The sequence below is a fragment of the Amycolatopsis sp. NPDC102389 genome (genome assembly GCF_044765885.1).
Lineage (GTDB): Bacteria > Actinomycetota > Actinomycetes > Mycobacteriales > Pseudonocardiaceae > Amycolatopsis.
Genome location: NZ_JBIWKX010000006.1, coordinates 151,576 through 166,468, shown reverse-complemented (window position 1 = coordinate 166,468; position 14,893 = coordinate 151,576). Strand labels below are relative to the sequence as shown.

The following is a 14,893-nucleotide window of genomic DNA, read 5'->3' as shown; positions in this document are numbered from 1 at the left end:
CATGGTCAGTGAGGACACCAAACGCGACCCCTACGACTACCCGCGTGAGTGGGAGGCCGACGTCCTGCTCTCCGACGGCGGCACGGTGCACCTGCGCCCGGTGATCCCCAGCGACGCCGACGGGCTGGTCGCCTTCCACGGCAGGCTGTCCGAACGCACCCGGTACTTCCGGTACTTCGGCGCCTATCCGCGGATCCCGCAGCGGGACCTCGAACGGTTCTCCGTCGTCGATCACCACGACCGGGTCGCGTTCGTCGCGCTGCTGGGCGACGACATCGTCGCGGTCGGCCGGTACGAACGGCTCGAACACGGGCCGTCGGCCGAGGTCGCGTTCGTCGTCGACGACGCCCACCAGGGCCGCGGGCTCGGGTCGATCCTGCTGGAGCATCTGGCCGCCGCCGCCTCGGAGTCCGGGCTGCGCCGTTTCGTCGCCGAGGTGCTCGCCGAGAACGCGGCGATGGTCCGCGTGTTCCGCGACGCGGGCTACCAGGTCAGCCGCGAGATCGAAGAAGGCGTGCTGCACCTGGAGTTCGACATCGACCCGACCGAGGAATCGCTCGCGGTCGCCCGTTCCCGGGAGCAGGCCGCCGAGGCGCGCAGCGTGCACAACCTGCTGCATCCGAAGTCGGTCGCGGTGATCGGCGCGTCCACCGATCCGACGAAGATCGGCTACGTCGCCCTCACCAACCTGCTCAGCGCCGATTTCGCCGGCACCGTCTACCCGGTCAATCCCGAGCACAAATCCGTCCGCGGCGTCCGTGCTTATCCGTCCGTCGTGGACATTCCGGAGGATGTCGACCTCGCGCTGGTCGCCGTGCCCGCCGAGGCCGTCGAGTCCGTTTTGGACGGTGCGCTGGCCAAGGGGGTCAAGACCCTCCTGATCGTCTCCGGTGGGTTCGCCGAGGCCGGCCCGCACGGGCTGCACGCCGAGCTGAGGCTGGTCGGCGAGGCCAGGGCGCACGGTATGCGCGTCGTCGGCCCGAACGCGCTGGGCGTGCTCAACACCGACGCCTCGGTCCGGCTCAACGCCACCCTCGCGCCACGCTTGCCCGCGCGCGGCCGCACCGGGTTCTTCTGCCAGTCCGGCGCGCTGGGCACCGCGATCCTGGCCGACGCCGAAGCGCGCGGCCTCGGGCTTTCGACGTTCGTCTCGGCGGGGAACCGGGCCGACGTCTCGGGCAACGACCTGCTCCAGTACTGGGAGACCGATCCGGCGACCGACCTCGTCCTGCTGTACCTGGAATCGTTCGGCAACCCGCGCAAGTTCGCGCGGCTCGCGCGGCGGCTGGCGCGGACGAAGCCGGTGGTGGCGGTGAAATCCGGCAGGCACGCCGTCCGCCCGCAGCTCGCCGCGACCTCGGCGGAGGTCGACGAATCCAGCGTCCAAGCCCTCTTCGAGCAAGCGGGCGTCGTCCGCGTCGACACGCTCGCGCAGCTCTTCGACACCGCGCTCGTCTTCGCCCATCAGCCGCTGCCCGCCGGGCCGCGGATCGCCATCGTGGGCAACTCCAGCGCCATCGGGTTGCTCGCCGCAGACACGGCGCGGGCGCACGGCCTCCGGCTGACCGCGGACCCGGTCGACGTCGGGCCGCAGGCGAGCCCGGAGGAATTCGCCGCCGCCGTGCGTGAAGCGCTCAACTCGCCGGAGACCGACGCGCTCGTCGTGGTCTTCGTGCCGCCCTTGGCGATCCCGGGCACCGCCTACGCCCGCGCGCTGCGGGAGGCCGTCGTCGAGATGGACAAGGACAAGCCGATCGTGTCGACCTTCCTCGCCGTCGAGGGCGTGCCGGACGAGCTGGCCGTGCTGTCCGAGGACGGTGTGCCGACGCGAGGCTCTGTTCCGTCGTATCCGAGCCCGGAACGCGCGGTGAACGCCCTCGCCCGGGTCGTGCGGTACGCCGCCTGGCGGCAACGGCCGCAGGGCAACCTGGTGCGTCCCGCGGGTCTGCACGCCGAGCAGGCGCAGGTGATCGTCGCCGAACTGCTGGCGGGTGAGGACGGCAAGACGACACTGCTCTCCGACGACGACGTGGTCCGGCTCCTGGGCTGCTACGGCATCGACGTCGTCCCGTTCCGGGTCGCCTCCTCCGCGGACGAGGCGGTGAAAGCGGCCGAGGAGCTGGGTTTCCCGGTCACCCTCAAGGCCGTCGACGAACGGCTGCGCGGCAGGCCGGACCTCGCGGGCGTGCGGCTCGATCTGTCCTCTGTGGACGGAGTGCGCCGGGCGTACTCCGATCTGCGTGAGATCTCCCATGACGACGAGGTCTACGTCCAGCGGATGGCGCCCAAGGGCATTTCGTGCGTGGTCGGGCTGCAGGACGATCCGTCGTTCGGCACGCTCGTGTCGTTCGGCCTCTCCGGGCTGGTCAGCACGCTGCTGGGGGACCGGGCCTACCGCGCCGTCCCGCTGACCGACGTCGACGCCGCCACCCTGCTGCGCGAACCGCGGACGTCGCCGCTGCTCACCGGCTACCGCGGCGACGAACCGGCGGATCTGGCCGCGCTCCAGGACATCGTGCTGCGCGTCGCGGCGCTCGCGGAGGACAATCCCGAGGTCCGCTCGATGACGCTCGACCCGATCCTGGCCTCGCCGGACGGCGCCTTTGTCGCCAACGCCCGGATCGTGCTGGGCCCGCCACCGTCCCGGCCCGACACCGGACCGCGACGCCTGCGGCCGATCAACGCCCCTACTTGAGCCCGGGGATCGCCACGGCGAGCACGCTCACCGCGAGCGGCGCGAGGATCCCGAACGCCGCCGTGACGGACTTGCCCACCGTGGCGTCGGTCCCGAGAAGCTGTGTCAACCGCGCGCGTCCGGCGAGCCAGTCTTCGCCGGGCCGCGCGTCGGACGGCAGCGGATAGACCTCGTCGACCAGCCGCAGGCACCGGGTCTTCCACGCGAGGAACACCGGGACGTAGAGCAGGAGCGAGATCGTGGTGAACAGCGCGCCGTAGAGCAGCACGGATTCGGGTGGGAAAGCCTCCTTCGGCGTTCCTGTCGCGAGGAAGGCCCGGCGCTGGGCCCCGGCGTCGATGACCGCCGTGGACACGATGAGCGCCAGCACGCCGAGACAGATCCCGTTGGCACGCTTGCATTCGAGGAGTTCGCTGAGCACGTCGGCGGCTTGTCCCCGTGCCTCGCCGTCGAACACCCGCGAGATCCGGCGCAACCGGGTGTGGTTGAGCCACAGGCCCAGCACCGCGGGCGCCGCCGCGATCAAGCCGAGGGCGAGCAGCGTCCGCGACACCCCGAGCGCCGTCGTGGGCTTGAGGTTCCCGATCGGCGAAGCGGTGTTCCACTGGAACGCGAACAGGATCGCCGCGAAGATCCCATACGCCAGAGCCGGTTTCCAGACCGCGACACCGGCCACACGGCGCCAGTCCGTCAGATGGATCGCGTGCGCGAACAGGAAGGCGAAAAGTACCGCGGAGGCCCCGATCAGCAGCGACCACACCCCGAACTCCCCGGTGTCCGCCAGCGCGCGGTCGCCTCGCGAGCCGAGCACCGCTCGCGTGAGCAGGCCGAGCCCGGCGAAGGCGCCGAGCGCGAGCACACTGATCACGAGCGGCCAGAGCCAATGCTTCCTCAGACGCGTCACAGTGTGAGTCTGCCGGGAACGGCGCCGGTCAGGAATCCCACTCTTGGGGCGAGCGGGCGGCGAGGTCCTCGTCATGGCCGGTGAACGCCGCGATATCGCCCCGGATCGTGTTGTGGAACGAGACGATCAGCCCGTCGTGGACCAGCTTCGTCTGCACCGCCCGGGCTTCCCCGGCCAGCGGACCGGCGGGGATGGAGAGGGTGGTCGCGGTGTGCACGAGATCGAACCCGGCGCCGAGCGGACGGCTCGACACCTGGCGGATCCGCAGCGTGCTTCCCCGGTAGATGGTGTCGAAGATGTTCTGGCTCTCGCGCGCGATCGTCGCGCGGCCGCGCTGGATCCGGCCGACGACGTCGACGAAGTCCGCGTCCTCGGCGAAGTTCGCCGCCCACGCCTCGCCGTCGCCCGCGTTCCAGGCGCGTTCCAGCGCGGTGATGATCTCCTCGGTGGTCATCGCTATCCTTCCTGTAACAGCGATCCATTAGTTAGAACAACGTTCCAACTTTCGAGGAGCATACATGCCAGCGGACCTTCCCGGCATCGTCCGGCTGCGCGACCGTCGTGAGGCGCTGACGCTGCGCACGATCCTGACGGCGGCCCGCGGCCTGTTCGCCGAGCGCGGGTACGCGCGGACGCCGATCCGCCTCATCGCCCAGGAAGCGGGGGTGTCGCCGCAGACCATCTACGCCCATTTCGGTTCGAAGGCCGGTGTCCTCGGCGGTCTCGTCGACCTCCTCGACGACGAGGCCGGGATCCCCGACCTCGTCGCCGAAGCGCGGCGGACCGAGGATCCGGTCGCGCTGCTCGGCCTGCTGGCCACGGTCGCCCGTCAGGTCCGGGAACGCTGCGGGGACATCGTCACGATGCTGAGCTCCGGCGCCGCCGTCGATCCGGACATCGCCGCGACCCAGGCGGAAGGTGCGCGGCGCAACCGGCTCGGCGTCGAGATGGTCGTGGACCGTGTCCGGAAGAGCGGCCGCGCCGTGGTGCCCAGGGCCGTGGACATCGCCGTGGCCCTGATGAGCGCCGACGTCCACGCCGCCCTCGTCGCCGAGGCCGGGTGGAGTCACGACGACTACGAAGCCTGGCTCAAGGACACCCTGGTCGCGTCGCTGCTTCGGTGACGCAGGTTCTTGTCGAAGAACGCCGAGAGCCGAGCGCGCTGCACGGCGACGCTTCGTGCCGGATCGATGGTGCCGACGAACGCGGCCGGGGCGTTCCCCAGCTGCGGCAACAGGGTCTGATAGTCGGTGAAGCTGAAGTGCTCACCGTCCGGCAGACGCGTTTCACCGGTCCAGCCGCGCTGGTTGCGCTGGAACTCCTGCCAGGACGGGTCCGACGCCGCGCTGTGATCGCCGGCGCTCATCAGCAGGAACGGCCGGTCCAGCCCCTCGTCGGCGACGCGGCCGAAGATCCGCTGCGACTGCGAGTGGGCCATGCTGCCGTCCAGGTTCGCCCCGGCGACGACGCGCCGGTCGCTCACCATCGTCTCGCCCGCGGTGAACCCGCCGGCGGAGTGGCCGAACATGCCGGCCTGGGTCAGGCCGAGCGAGTCGAGGACGAAGCGCGTGTCCCGCACACGGGTCTCGATCACGCGTTTCGACACCTCGATGCTCGACGGCGGCAACGCCTTCTTCGCGACACGCCCGTCGGGGAACTCCACCGCTTCCGCTTCGTGGGTGTGGTCGATGGCCACCACGACATAGCCCTCGCTCGCGAGCTGTTCCTGGTGTGTGGTGCCGTGCGAACGCGACAACGTGCCGCCGGGTGAATACAGCACGACAGGTCGTTTGCCGCCGATCGCGGGCGCACCGATCCGGGAGTGGGTGGGGAAGCGGTAGTCGAGCTGATCCGCCGGCATACCCAGCTTGACGGCGTCGCCCTCGGCCACCACTTTCGCGACACCCGGCGCCATGTACGGCGCTTTCGGCTTTCCGCTCGGCAAGGCCGGGTACCGCACGGTGACCATCAATTCCCTTGTCTCACCGGAAACCCACGGGTCCTGACGGGAGTGGTCGATCAGGTGGAGGTCGGTGCTGCCGACCGAGTACGGGCCGGTCGGCGCGGGAAGGCTCAAGCGGACTGGCGCCGCCGACGCGGACGGTGTGAGGAGGACGGCGGGGAGGGTGAGCGCGGTGGCGAGTACGCCGATCCGGCGGGTTGTTCGTTTCATGGCACCGAACGTAGGCAGCGGGCCGATGCCGGGACATCGGGAAGATCACCGGTGCCGACCCTGGGATCGGTCCCGGGGGTAGCGCAGCTCTTGGGCGTCGTGTGTCCCGTCCGCCGCCAGTTCCCGCTTGAGTACCTTGTGCGTCGCGGTCCTCGGCAGTTCCTCGATCACTCGGATGAACCGGGGCCACTGTTTCGGCCCGAGATCGCCTTGTGCGGCAACGAAAGCGGCGAACTCGTGCGCGTCGATCGGCGACCGGCAGACCAGCGCGGCCATCACCTGGTCGCCGACGCGCGGATCCGGAACGCCGTATACGGCGGCCTCGCTGATGGCGGGATGGCGCAGGAGCGCGCGTTCGATCGGGGCGGTGCCGAGGTTTTCGCCGTCGACGCGCAACCAGTCGCCGAGCCGTCCCGCGAAATAGCAGTAGCCGTCCGCGTCGAGGTACGCCAGGTCGCCGGTGTGGTACATCCCGTCACGCATCCGTTCGGCCTCGGCCGCCGGATCGCCGTAGTACCCGGCGAAGAAGCCGGGACCGCCGGTGTTGACCAGTTCGCCGACCGCCTCGGCGGCGTTGAGCAGCTTCCCGCCCGCATCGAATTCCGCCGGGGGACAGGGTTTCGCGGTCTCCGGATGGAGGACGGCGACGCCGTCGAGCAGGCGGCCGAGCGAACCGGCCGGGGTCGTGGCGTCCCGGCCGAAGTTCACGCCGCCCTCGGTCGAACCGAACGCGTCGACCACGTGACAGCCGAAGCGCGTGCCGAAAGCGGCGAGGTCGGCTTCCGCGCCTTCGTTGCCGTAGACCAGTTTCAGCGGGTTGTCGGCGTCGTCGTCCCGTGTGGGAGTGGTGAGCACATAGGACAGTGGCTTGCCGACGTAGTTGGCGTACGTCGCGCCGAACTTCCGGACGTCGGGCAGGAAACCGGAGGCGGAGAACCGTCGCCGCAGCGCGATCCCCGCGCCCGCGGCGAGCCCGACCGACCAGCCCGCCATGATGGCGTTGGAGTGGAACATCGGCATCGACACGTATACCGTGTCCTGTGTGGACAGACCGAACCGGGTCGCCAGCATCTCGCCGGGGTAGGCGATCTTGCCGTGGGTGCACCGGACGGCCTTCGGGTCACCGCTGGTGCCGGAGGTGAAGATCAGCATGAGCAGGTCTTCGGGCTTCGCGGCCACGGGGACGACGGCCTCCCGGGCCGGTTCGAGCCCGCTCAGCGGCAGCACCGGCACACCGGCCTCGGACAGCAGCGGAAGGTACTTCTCCTCCGCGAACACCAGCTCACAGTCGGCCAGTGCGACGTCGCGGGCCAGCGCCGCGCCCCGGCGCGTCGGGTTCAGGCCGACCAGCACGTGTCCCGAGAACGCGGCCCCGCCGAGCAGGAAGGAGAACTCGGGGACGTTATCCGCCAGCAGCCCGAAATGCCCGCCGGGACGGAGGACCCCGGCGAGCGCGGCGGCGTATCCGGCGCAGGCCCGGACGTGCTCGGCCCAGGTCCAGCGCCGGTCCTCGAACAGCAGGCCGGTCGAGTGGTCCTCCGCCCGCGCGAGCAGGAGTTCCGTGACCGTGGGGGTCATGCCGGAGCCGCGGCCAGGAGATCGCCGAGCCCGCCCAGCTGCGCGGTCGCCCCGCCGAGGGTGAACTCGAGCCGCTTCGCCGCGACGAAGTAGCGATGCAGCGTGTGGTCGACGTCGATGCCGACTCCGCCGTGGATGTGCACGGCCGTGTGCGCGACCCGATGTCCCGCCTCGGCCGCCCAGAACTTCGCCGTCGCGACCTCTTCGGCCGCCGGAAGTCCTTCGCTCAGCCGCCAGGCGGCCTGCCACAACGTCAGCCGGACGGCTTCGACGTCGACGTAGGCGTCGGCGAGCCGTTGCCGTACCGCTTGGAAACTCCCGATCAGGTGACCGAACTGCTTGCGCTCCCGCGCGTACGCCGCGGTCAGCTCCAGCGCCCGTTCGACGACGCCGAGCTGCTGCGCGCAGACACCGATCGTGCCCCGCAGCCGCAGCCATTCACCGATGTCGCCCAAGGACGTGGCGGCCTTCGCGCCGGACAGTTCGACGAGCGCCGCGTCGGCGTGGTCGACGGTCCGCTGCGGCGAGACCGTCACCGCGTCCCGGTCGAGCAGGAACACCTGCCGTCCGCCGTCGATGGCGGCTTCGACGAGGAACCCGTGCGCGAACGCGCCCGAAGACACCGCCGTCTGGGCACCGGTCAGCCGCCAGCCGTCTCCGTCGGCCTCGGCGGTGAACCCGCACGGCACGCCGTAGTCCGGCAACGCCACCGCGAGGACGTGGTCGCCGCGCAGGACGGGGACGATCCAGCGCTCGGCCAACCTGCCGTCGCCGAACTCCGCGACCGCCGCGGCACCCATGACCACTGAGGTCAGATACGGCACGGGCGCGACCGCGCGGCCGATCTCGGCCAGCACCGAACACTGCTCCAGCAGGCCGAACCCGCCACCGCCGACCGACTGCGGCAGCGCGGCGTCGAGCACCCCCGCCTGGGCCAGAGAAGTCCACAGTGGAGCGTCGAAGCCGCCGGAACCGTGCGGGCCCAGCACATCGGGGGTGACCTTGTCCGTCAGGATCCGGCGCGTGAGCGACGCGAGGTCTCGTTGCGCTTCGGTATGCGTGAAGTCCATCGATATCTCCTAGCGCGTGACGGGCAGGCCGAGGGCGGTCGCGGCGATCATGTCCCGCTGGATCTCGTTGGCACCGCCGCCGAAGGTGAGGATCAGCGACGAGCGGTGCAGCCGTTCGATCCGGCCGCGCAGCTGGGCGCCGGGGGAGCCCTCGCGGACCACCGCGCCCGCGCCGAGGATCTCCATCATCAGCCGGTAGGCCTCGGTCGCGAACTCCGTCCCGAACACCTTGGTCGCCGACGCCTCCTCGGGGCCAAGCTCGCTGCTCGCGGCGGCCCAGGCGATCCGCCAGTTCCGCAGTTTCAGGTACTCGGCGTGCGTGTGGATCCGCGCCAGATGCAGCCGCACCCACGGCTGGTCGACGACGCGGGTGCCGTCGGGCAGCTTCGTCGTCTGCGCCCACGCCCGCACCTCGCGCAGCGACGTCTGGATCGGCGCGGCCGAGGTCAGCGCGACGCGCTCGTGGTTGAGCTGGTTCGTGATGAGCGGCCAGCCCTCGTTCTCCCCGGCGACCCGGGAGGTCACCGGGACGCGCACGTCGTCGTAGTAGGTCGCGCTCGTGCCGGGACCGGCGACCGTGTGCACCTTCGTCCAGGAGAACCCGGGGGCCGACGTCGGCACGATCAGCATGCTCAGGCCCTTGTGCCGATGCGCCTCGGGGTCGGTGCGGGCGGCCAGCCAGATGTAGTCGGCGTACTCGATCAGGCTCGTCCACATCTTCTGGCCGTTGATGACGTAGTCGTCGCCGTCGCGGATCGCGCGAGTGCGCAGCGCCGCCAGGTCGGTGCCCGCGCCCGGCTCCGAGTAGCCGATCGCGAAGTGCAGCTCGCCGGCGGCGATCTTCGGCAGGTAGAACGCCTTCTGTTCTTCGGTGCCGTAGCGCATGATGGTCGGCCCGACGGTGTTCACCGTGAGGAACGGGACGGGCACCCCCGCCGCGGCCGCCTCGTCGGTGAAGATGAGCTGGTCGAGCATCGGCCGGGCCTGTCCGCCGTACTCGCGCGGCCAGCCGATCGCCAGCCAGCCCGAACTGCCGAGGTCTCGGACGATTTCCTTGTACACCAGGCCGTTGCCGTACTCGCCGCCGTCGCCGGCGAGGGCTTCGCGGCGTTCCGGGGTCATCAGCCCGGCGAAGTACTCCCGGAGTTCGCCCGCCAGTGCCCGCTGCTCCGGCGTGTAGTCGATCCGCATCCGTCACCTCTGCCGTCGGTGCTCGTTACTGGTGCCATGGCCGCTCGCGGCGGTAGGGTAGAACCTGTTCTAGTTGTACCAGTGAGGCGGCGAGGAGGGAATATGGAGATCGACGTCGATCGCTCGCTTTGCGAGGCGAACGCGATCTGTGTCGGCTTCGCGCCCGAGGTCTTCGATCTCGACGACGACGAGGAGCTTGTCCTCGCGTCGGCCGAAGTTCCGCAAAATCAAGTAGAACGTGTTACTCAGGCTGTGGCGAGCTGTCCGAAAAATGCCCTGCTCATACGCAGTTAGTGCCGTTCATTTGCTGCTTGCATCGAGCAAGAACAGATTCTAGTGTGTGCGGAGAGCCAGGGAGGTCCGGAGTGGGTTTGGACGGCAAGACGGCCATCGTGACCGGCGCCGGCGCGGGACTCGGCCGGGCCGAGGCGCTGGCGCTGGCCGCCGCGGGGGCGTCGGTGGTGGTCAACGACGTGTCGGCCGCGGCGCGGACGGTGGCCGACGAAATCGAGGCCGAGGGCGGCAAGGCCATCGCGGTCACCGGCGACGTGTCGGAGTCCGCGACCGCGGACGCGCTGCTCACCGCCGCCGTCGACCACTTCGGCGGCCTGCACGTCCTGGTCAACAACGCCGGCGTCCTGCGCGACCGGATGCTGTTCTCGATGACCGACGACGAATGGGACACGGTGCTCCGCGTCCACCTGCGCGGGCACTTCCTGCTTTCGCGCAACGCCGGGGCGTACTGGCGCGACAAGTCCAAAGTGGACGGCGCGCCGGTGTACGGCCGGGTGGTCAACACCGCGTCGGAGTCGTTCCTGCTCGGCGCGCCCGGCCAGCCGAACTACGGCGCGGCCAAAGCGGGGATCGCCGCACTGACCGTCTCCACCGCGCGCGGCCTGTCCCGCTACGGCGTCCGCGCCAACGCGATCTGCCCGCGCGCCCGCACCGCGATGACCGAAGGCGTCTTCGGCGCCGACGCGCCGGAGGGGATCGATCCGCTATCGGTCGACCATGTCGCGCCGTTCGTGTCCTTCCTCTGCTCGCCGGAGGCCGACCGCGTCAACGGCCAGGTCTTCCTCGTCTACGGCGGCATGGTCGCGCTGATGCGGCCGCCGTCGGTGGAACAGCGGTTCGACACCGTCAACGGCACCTGGACCGCCGACGAACTCGCCACCAGTGTGGGCGGCTACTTCGCCGACCGAGACCCGGAACGCATGTTCTCCGCGTCCGAGATCATGTCGCTGCCGTGAATCAGAGGAGATGACGATGGGCAGGCTCGACGGCAAGGTAGCGCTGATCACCGGCGGCGCGCGCGGACAGGGCGAGGCGGCCGCGCGGCTGTTCGTCGCCGAGGGCGCACGCGTGGTGATCGCCGACATCAACGACCTCGACGGTAAGAAACTCGCCGCCGATCTCGGCGAAGCGGCCGTCTACCAGCATCTCGACGTCGGCGACGAGGCCGAATGGGACGCCGCGATCGAGCGCACCCGCTCGGAGTTCGGCCCGCCGACCGTGCTGGTCAACAACGCGGGCATCCTGCACTTCTCGGAACTGGGCAAGACCACGCTCGCCGACTACGAACGCGTCATCCGGGTCAACCAGATCGGGGCGTTTCTCGGGATGCGCTCGGTCGTTGAACCGATGACCGGGGCCGGAGGCGGCTCCATCGTCAACGTGTCCTCAGTGGAAGGCCTCGCCGGGATGCCGTTCCTCGTCGCCTACACCGCGAGCAAGTTCGCGATCCGCGGGATGACCAAGGTCGCGGCGCTCGAACTCGGCGCGAAGAACATCCGGGTCAATTCGGTCCATCCCGGCGCGATCGACACCCCGATGGTCGCCGCCGCCGCGGGCGGGCAGAAAGTCGACATGTCGTGGGTGGGCAAGAAGGTCGCCCTCGGCCGCGTCGGGCAGCCGGAGGACATCGCGAAACTCGTGTTGTTCCTGGCCAGTGACGAGAGTTCGTACAGCACAGGTGCGGAGTTCGTCGCCGATGGCGGTGCGACCGCGACGCACGCACTCAAGTTCTGACGCGGAGGTGCCGAGAGCAAAGTGAACACCGCTAACGCAATGGGGCGTTGACAGGTGGAGTAAGACTCGGGGCAGGCTACTGGGAGGTTCTGTGAACGCATCGGTGTCCGTCCCGGGTACGGGTGCGCTCATCCAGGTCGGCAGGCTCGCGACTCTGTCGTGGGAGGTCTTCCGCGCGATCTTCAAACGCCCGTTCCAGTTCCGCGAATGGATCCAGCAGTGCTGGTTCTTCGCCAGCGTCACCATCCTGCCCACGGCGCTCGTGGCGATCCCGTTCGGCGCGGTCATCGCCCTGCAGCTGGGCTCGCTGACGCAGCAGATCGGCGCGCAGTCGTTCACCGGCGCCGCGAGCGCGCTCGCGATCGTGCAGCAGGCGAGCCCGCTGATCACGGCGCTGCTGGTGGCGGGTGCGGGCGGCAGCGCGGTCTGCGCCGACATCGGCGCCCGCAAGATCCGCGAAGAGATCGACGCGATGGAGGTCCTCGGGGTCAACCCGATCCAGCGCCTCATCGTGCCCCGTGTGCTCGCGGCGATCGTGGTTTCGGTGCTGCTGAACGGTTTGGTCAGCGTCGTCGGCGTGCTCGGCGGCTACTTCTTCAACGTCGTCATGCAGGGCGGCACCCCGGGCGCGTACCTCGCCAGCTTCAACGCGCTCGCGCAGGTGCCGGACCTGTGGGTCAGCGAGATCAAGGCGCTGCTCTACGGTTTCGTCGCCGGGGTGGTCGCGGCGTTCCGCGGGCTGAACCCGGCGGGCGGGCCGAAGGGCGTCGGCGACGCGGTGAACCAGGCCGTGGTCATCACGTTCCTGCTGCTGTTCCTGATCAACGTCGTGCTGACGGCGATCTACCTGCGGATCGTCCCGCCGAAGGCGATGTGAGATGGCAGGCGAACCCGCTGTTTCGGACCGGACGCTCGAAATCATCGCGCGTCCCGGAGCGATGCTGGAAGGCTTCGGCGGCCAGCTGTCGTTCTACTTCCGTGCGCTGGCCTGGACCCCGCGCACGATCCGGCGCTACGGCCGCGAAATCTTCCGTCTGCTGACCGAAGTCAGCTTCGGCACCGGCGCGCTGGCGGTGATCGGCGGGACGCTCGGCGTGATGATCGGGATGACGCTGTTCACCGGTCTCATCGTCGGCCTGCAGGGCTACTCGGCGCTGAACCAGCTCGGCACCGCCGCGCTGACCGGGTTCATCTCGGCGTACTTCAACACCCGTGAGGTCGCGCCGCTTTCGGCCGGGCTCGCGCTTTCGGCCACCGTCGGCTGCGGGTTCACCGCGCAACTGGGCGCGATGAAGATCTCCGAGGAGATCGACGCGCTCGAAGTGATGGGCGTGCCGAGCATGCCGTACCTCGTGACGACGCGGGTGATCGCCGGCGTCACCGCGGTCATCCCGCTCTACGCCGTCGGCCTGCTTTCGTCCTATCTCGCCTCGCGGCAGATCACCATCTGGCTCTACGGCCAGTCCGCGGGCACCTACGACCACTACTTCACGCTGTTCCTGCCGCCCGAGGACGTGCTCTGGTCGTTCCTCAAGGTGATCATCTTCAGCGTGCTCGTCATCCTGTCCCATTGCTACTACGGCTACACCGCCAGCGGTGGGCCCGCCGGGGTCGGCGTCGCGGTCGGCCGCGCGGTGCGGACGGCCATCGTGCTGATCTCGGTCCTCGACTTCTTCCTGAGCCTCGCGATCTGGGGCGCCACCACGACAGTGAGGATTTCCGGGTGAACAGGGGGATTCTGCTGCGGCGGCTCCGGCATCAGGTGCTGGGGCTGGTCTTCCTCGTGGTGGTCGTGCTGTTCTTCGTCACCACCATCGCCTTCTACCAGAAGGCCTTCACCACGGTGACCCTGGTGAAACTGGAGACCGACCGCATCGGCAACCAGATGCGCGAGGGCGCGGACGTCAAGGTGCGGGGGATGGTCGTCGGCGAGGTGCGGTCGATCCAGGCCCACGGGGATCGCGCGACGATGGATCTGGCGCTGCAGCCGGACAAGACGTCGGTCATCCCGTCGAACGTGTCCGCGCGGCTGCTGCCGAAGACGTTGTTCGGCGAGCGGTATGTCGCCTTGCAGGTGCCTGAGAAACCGGAACGGCACATCGCCGAGGGCGACGTCATCCCGCAGGACCGCAGCAGCAGCGCGATCGAGCTGGAAACCGTGCTGGGTAACGTGATGCCGTTGCTGCAGGCCGTCCAGCCGGAGAAGATGGCCAGCACGCTCAACGCCGTCGCGTCCGCTTTGGACGGTCAGGGCAAGCAGCTCGGCGCGACGATGGCGGGACTTTCTCAATATTTGGGGAAAGTGAACCCATCGCTGCCGGATCTCAAGGCGGACATCACCGGAGTCGCCGACGCCGCCGCGATCTACGACAAGGCCGCGCCGGATCTGCTGGCCGCGCTGTCGGATCTGACCACCACGAGCAAGACCCTGGTCGAGAGCCAGCGCGGTCTCGCCGACGTCTACTCGACGGTGACCGCGGCCTCGATCGACCTGACGAGCTTCCTGAAAGTCAATCAGGACAACCTGATCCGGCTCACCACGAACCTCCAGCCCACTTTGGACGTCCTCGCGAAGTACGCGCCGGAGTACCCGTGCCTGCTCAAACAGCTCGCCGGATCGGTGCCGCGCGCGGAGCTCGCGTTCGGCAAGGGCACCGCGCATCCCGAGGTCAGCCGGGTGACGATCGAGTTCACGCCGAGCCGGGGCAAGTACCTGCCCGGGGTCGACGAGCCGAAGTACAACGACAAACGCGGCCCGCGGTGCTATCCGGAGCTGCCGCCACCGGGCCGCTGGCCCCAGTACCCGCCGGACGGCGCCATCGACGACGGCTCCTCGAAGCCGGCGCCGCCGCGTGACCCCGACGGCACGCTGCCCTCGAACGGGACCATTCCCGCGGGCGGGAACGGGGGCGGTTCGGTGGTGAACACGCCGGACGAACAGCGGCTGATCGACCTGCTCGTGTCGCCAGCGATGGGCACGTCGCCGGACCAGGTGCCGAACTGGGGCAGCCTGCTGGTGGGGCCGCTGTACCGCGGGGCGGAGGTGGAACTGCGATGAGGACTCAGCCGAACTCGGGTTCCGGGGCCTTCACGGACCGCCGCCGCGACACGCTCGTGGTGGCCGCGGCGGGGGGGGGGGGGGGGGGGGGGGGGGGGGGGGGGGGGGGGGGGGGGGGGGCCCCCCCCCCCCCCCCCCCCCCCCCCCCCCCCCCCCCCCCCCCCGGGGGGGGGGCCCCCCCCCCCCCCCGCCCCCC

Annotated in this window: 14 protein-coding genes; 8 read left to right on the top strand and 6 right to left on the bottom strand. The window is 69.9% G+C overall.

Features of this window, described 5'->3' with window-relative positions:
* Window position 1 precedes the first annotated feature (1 nt).
* Window positions 2–2,695 carry a GNAT family N-acetyltransferase gene (locus ACIRGA_RS08375; RefSeq protein ID WP_400938096.1) on the top strand — a complete coding sequence of 898 codons (2,694 nt, stop codon included), beginning with the start codon at window positions 2–4 and terminating at the stop codon, window positions 2,693–2,695.
* Here the strand turns inward: ACIRGA_RS08375 and ACIRGA_RS08370 are convergent.
* Both ACIRGA_RS08370 and ACIRGA_RS08365 read right to left on the bottom strand, forming a co-directional pair.
* Window positions 2,688–3,599 carry a hypothetical protein gene (locus ACIRGA_RS08370; RefSeq protein ID WP_400938094.1) on the bottom strand — a complete coding sequence of 304 codons (912 nt, stop codon included), beginning with the start codon at window positions 3,597–3,599 and terminating at the stop codon, window positions 2,688–2,690. The genes ACIRGA_RS08375 and ACIRGA_RS08370 overlap by 8 nt on opposite strands.
* 28 nt (window positions 3,600–3,627) lie before the next feature.
* Window positions 3,628–4,053 (bottom strand): SgcJ/EcaC family oxidoreductase, encoded by a 426-nt coding sequence (locus ACIRGA_RS08365; RefSeq protein ID WP_400938092.1) that lies wholly within the window; start codon window positions 4,051–4,053, stop codon window positions 3,628–3,630.
* A 64-nt stretch (window positions 4,054–4,117) separates the two neighbouring features.
* Between ACIRGA_RS08365 and ACIRGA_RS08360 the strand changes: the two genes are divergently transcribed.
* Window positions 4,118–4,723 carry a TetR/AcrR family transcriptional regulator gene (locus ACIRGA_RS08360; RefSeq protein WP_400938090.1) on the top strand — a complete coding sequence of 202 codons (606 nt, stop codon included), beginning with the start codon at window positions 4,118–4,120 and terminating at the stop codon, window positions 4,721–4,723.
* Here the strand turns inward: ACIRGA_RS08360 and ACIRGA_RS08355 are convergent.
* Genes ACIRGA_RS08355 through ACIRGA_RS08340 form a run of 4 tightly spaced genes read right to left on the bottom strand, consistent with a single transcriptional unit; the run spans window position 4,675 to window position 9,611 of the window.
* On the bottom strand, window positions 4,675–5,772 hold the full coding sequence (locus ACIRGA_RS08355) for an alpha/beta hydrolase family protein (RefSeq protein ID WP_400938089.1): 1,098 nt from the start codon (window positions 5,770–5,772) through the stop codon (window positions 4,675–4,677). The two genes, ACIRGA_RS08360 and ACIRGA_RS08355, sit on opposite strands and share 49 nt — an antisense overlap.
* A 45-nt stretch (window positions 5,773–5,817) precedes the next feature.
* Window positions 5,818–7,350, bottom strand: a complete 1,533-nt coding sequence (locus tag ACIRGA_RS08350) for a long-chain-fatty-acid--CoA ligase (RefSeq protein ID WP_400938087.1) — start codon at window positions 7,348–7,350, stop codon at window positions 5,818–5,820.
* The gene (locus ACIRGA_RS08345) at window positions 7,347–8,420 is read right to left on the bottom strand and encodes an acyl-CoA dehydrogenase family protein (protein ID WP_400938084.1); all 1,074 of its coding nucleotides are present in this window, start codon (window positions 8,418–8,420) and stop codon (window positions 7,347–7,349) included. The genes ACIRGA_RS08350 and ACIRGA_RS08345 overlap by 4 nt, the downstream gene beginning before the upstream one ends.
* Before the next feature lie 9 nt (window positions 8,421–8,429).
* Window positions 8,430–9,611 carry an acyl-CoA dehydrogenase family protein gene (locus tag ACIRGA_RS08340; RefSeq protein WP_400938082.1) on the bottom strand — a complete coding sequence of 394 codons (1,182 nt, stop codon included), beginning with the start codon at window positions 9,609–9,611 and terminating at the stop codon, window positions 8,430–8,432.
* A 102-nt stretch (window positions 9,612–9,713) separates the two neighbouring features.
* Between ACIRGA_RS08340 and ACIRGA_RS08335 the strand changes: the two genes are divergently transcribed.
* The 6 genes from ACIRGA_RS08335 (at window position 9,714) to ACIRGA_RS08310 (ending at window position 14,697) form a co-directional block, all read left to right on the top strand.
* The gene (locus tag ACIRGA_RS08335; RefSeq protein WP_005164609.1) at window positions 9,714–9,905 is read left to right on the top strand and encodes a ferredoxin; all 192 of its coding nucleotides are present in this window, start codon (window positions 9,714–9,716) and stop codon (window positions 9,903–9,905) included.
* A 71-nt stretch (window positions 9,906–9,976) separates the two neighbouring features.
* A complete protein-coding gene (locus ACIRGA_RS08330) occupies window positions 9,977–10,861 on the top strand; it encodes a 3-oxoacyl-ACP reductase (RefSeq protein ID WP_400938079.1) in 885 nt (294 codons plus the stop codon).
* Window positions 10,862–10,877: 16 nt separating this feature from the next.
* Window positions 10,878–11,639, top strand: coding sequence for a glucose 1-dehydrogenase (locus ACIRGA_RS08325; protein ID WP_400938077.1), 762 nt, complete (start codon window positions 10,878–10,880; stop codon window positions 11,637–11,639).
* 91 nt (window positions 11,640–11,730) lie between these two features.
* Entirely contained in the window at window positions 11,731–12,516 is a 786-nt protein-coding gene (locus ACIRGA_RS08320; RefSeq protein ID WP_400938074.1) for an MlaE family ABC transporter permease, read from the top strand.
* 1 nt (window position 12,517) lies between these two features.
* Complete coding sequence (locus tag ACIRGA_RS08315; RefSeq protein ID WP_400938072.1) at window positions 12,518–13,366, top strand: MlaE family ABC transporter permease; 849 nt, start codon at window positions 12,518–12,520, stop codon at window positions 13,364–13,366.
* Window positions 13,363–14,697 (top strand): MCE family protein, encoded by a 1,335-nt coding sequence (locus ACIRGA_RS08310; RefSeq protein WP_400938070.1) that lies wholly within the window; start codon window positions 13,363–13,365, stop codon window positions 14,695–14,697. The genes ACIRGA_RS08315 and ACIRGA_RS08310 overlap by 4 nt, the downstream gene beginning before the upstream one ends.
* The last annotated feature ends 196 nt before the right edge of the window (window positions 14,698–14,893 follow it).